This window comes from Psychrobacter sp. (assembly GCF_018260395.1).
Lineage (GTDB): Bacteria > Pseudomonadota > Gammaproteobacteria > Pseudomonadales > Moraxellaceae > Psychrobacter.
In genome coordinates, this window is the sequence record NZ_JAGLBC010000197.1 from 1 (window position 1) to 3,125 (window position 3,125).

A 3,125-nucleotide genomic window follows, 5' to 3' on the forward strand; every position below is an offset into this window, starting at 1 on the left:
TTTCATAAAATTCACTACCGTTGCAACATATGGTTATGAGCGAGTAGAATGAGTTAGGACGTTATGGTTCATATCATTATCCATATCAGGCGTCATTAAACAAATTGAACGATACTATAAATAAACGATACTTTAACCAAATAGAGCCTATATATGATAACTGTTGCTGAGCTAAAAGCTGCCATTACGGAGCGTATTACTGTTTATAATGAAAAGGATTTCCCCCTTACTAAGCGTGATACTCAGAGCCGCGACTTATTGGCTAGTCAAAATCATATTTTAGCCACTGATATCGTCTCTCCTTTTGATGTGCCTCGTCAAAACTTATCCGCAATGGATGGCTATGCCATTGCAAAAGGTAGCGTCTTAAAAGCAGACACTATAATTAATATTGTGGGTGAGTCACAAGCGGGATCAGCTTTCAGCGGTACGCTCCAGGCAGGCCAGGGCGTGCGTATTTTTACAGGTGCTGTGGTGCCTAGCGACTGTGATACCGTGGTCATGCAAGAAAATACCAATTTTGCTCAGATCAAACACAGTATCGATAAATCACAAACTTATGGTATTAAGCTGAGTCAAGAGGCTCAAGTAGATGACAACATTCGCAAGCAAGGCGAAGAGATAGCGTCAGGCGAGATGGTCTTGCATGCGCGTAAACGAATCACGCCTGCTGATATTAGTCTATTAGCGAATTTAGGTCTGGCGCAGGTAACGGTGTATAAACCGCTTATTATAGGGGTATTGGCAACAGGTGATGAATTGGTAGCCGTGGGTGATAATTTACAAACCTTGGCACAGATTTACAACTCTAATACACCTACCTTAAAGAGTATGTTTGCTAATCTGCCAGTGTTGATTCATGATTATGGCATTATTCCTGATCAATTAGAGAGTACTAAAAAAGTGCTACGTAAAGCGATGCAAGAGTGTGATGTGGTTATCTCTACAGCAGGGGTTTCTGTAGGAGATTACGACTTTTTGACTACAATCATCGAAGAGCTAGGTCAAATAAATCATTATAAAGTGGCAATGAAACCTGGTAAGCCGTTTGTATTTGGCGAGTTAAATCAGGATTTGTCGGTTCCAGTACTGTACTTCGGTTTACCAGGTAATCCTTTATCCTCTGTAGTGGGTAGTTTACAGTTTATCATTCCTGCTTTATGGCAAATGTCTGGTGTGTCCAAAAACGATATGCCTATGCCACTTAAAGTAACCGCCCGTTTGAGCTGTGATGTGAAAAAAAGAGCCGGGCGAGCCGATTATCAACGAGGTTTTTTAAGCCAAAATGAAGCTGGCGAGTATTTGGTCAGTACGGCCGGCAAGCAAGACTCGCACCGCATTAAGCAATTAAGCTTGGCCAATTGTTTAATTGTGCTTCCTAAGGATTCTGGCGATATTATGGCGGGAGAAGAGGTGACTGTAGAGCTTTTTCCATGGTCCTAAAATTTAGGCTTAAAGTTATTTTGGCATTCAAAGTCTATCTATCCAAACTTAAGACTATCTAAGCCTAAGACTATTTAAACCTAAGCCTATTTAAACCTAAGACTATTTAAACCTACTGCTAAATGCTACCCCTAAAGTGGTATAACATGTGTTGTGAGCCTTATCCTTTGTGTGAGTATCTATTCATTTTGAACCTGTTATAATAGATATTTACATTCAATTGCTAATATCTGCATGAAGTTTTTTATTTTTTTATCCATTCCACAACCTGAGGCAACGCTTAGAGCACATTAAATTTTAATGACTTGGTACGGTACCCACTATGACCCCTCTAAATTCCAACCTAGGGAATGCTAGGCTATATATACCTTCCCCTAATACAGCTAAGTTTGATGGTCATGACCTACTGTCATCTGTTAATCCTGCTTTTGTTAACCACTCTTTTGTGTTGTATAAACAGCTAAAGTCTATGCCTTCGAAAAATGCTAGCCTTGATTCTGCTTTTTTTAACAGAGCCAATACTGCTCTTACAAACGCTAATTCTTTTAATTCTAAAAACATTAATAATGTACTGTCTAACACTCATTCTTTAAGCAATAAACCTGCTAGCATTCCACCTTCTAATACTTATACCTCTATAGCAAAATCTAGCAAAGCGTCAGTGTCTGCGTCTAAGATGACCGCAGTCCCTTCTATGCAAAGTGATGAGCCATTGACAGACGGTTTTTCGCGTCGACTAACTTATTTGCGTTTGTCGATTACAGACTTTTGTAATTTTCGCTGTGGTTACTGTTTGCCTAATGGCTATCAAGGTATTCGCCCAGACAATGAGTTGAGCTTGTCAGAAATAGAGGTACTCATTCAAGCTTTTGCTCAAGTCGGTACGAAGAAAGTTCGTCTAACAGGTGGAGAGCCGTCTATACGTAAAGATGTGACTGATATCATTCGCTTGGTGAAAGCCACTCCTGGGATTGAGACAGTAGCGATGACCAGTAATGGCTACAAATTAGCCAAGCATATCGCTAATTGGCATCAAGCGGGTTTAGACCAGTTAAACATTAGTGTGGATAGCTTTGATCCGGCCACTTTTAAGCAAATGACTGGCTTTGATATATTACCTCAGCTACTTGATGATATGGATACTTTGCTGCAGACCACTGATATTAAGCTTAAGTTAAATGGCATCTTAATGGAAAACACGGCTTACAACAGCTTAATGTCAGCTTTGGACTATGTTAAAACGCGCCCAGTGACCTATCGTTTTATTGAGTTTATGCAGACTAGCGACAACAGTGATTTGTTTTTTGCCGAGCATGCTCAGTCCGCTTTCATTACCGAATACTTATTAGAAAATGGCTGGCAGGCGAACCAGCGTTCACCAAATGATGGTCCAGCCATTGAATACAGCCATCCTGATTATGTCGGTCGTATTGGTATGATTGCCCCGTATGCCGCCCATTTTTGTGACAGCTGTAATCGTTTGAGAGTCAGTAGCCTAGGCAAAGTACATTTATGCCTATTTGATCAGGGCAGTTACGATATTCGGCATTATTTACAACAATACGATGTGCAAGGCTTGGTGCAAAAGTTGCATGATTTTATGCCGATAAAGCCTGAGCATCATCATTTGGCAGAATCTAATAGCGGTATTATGAATAATTTGTCTATGATTGGTGGTTAAT

2 protein-coding genes are annotated in these 3,125 nt (G+C 40.3%); both read left to right on the forward strand.

The genetic code is table 11. The features are described 5' to 3' along the window. Positions 1–153 precede the first annotated feature (153 nt). On the forward strand, positions 154–1,443 hold the full coding sequence (gene glp / locus QZ265_RS10350) for a gephyrin-like molybdotransferase Glp (RefSeq protein WP_296405907.1): 1,290 nt from the start codon (positions 154–156) through the stop codon (positions 1,441–1,443). A 322-nt stretch (positions 1,444–1,765) separates the two neighbouring features. Next, positions 1,766–3,124, forward strand: coding sequence for a GTP 3',8-cyclase MoaA (moaA, locus tag QZ265_RS10355; protein WP_296405908.1), 1,359 nt, complete (start codon positions 1,766–1,768; stop codon positions 3,122–3,124). The last annotated feature ends 1 nt before the right edge of the window (position 3,125 follow it).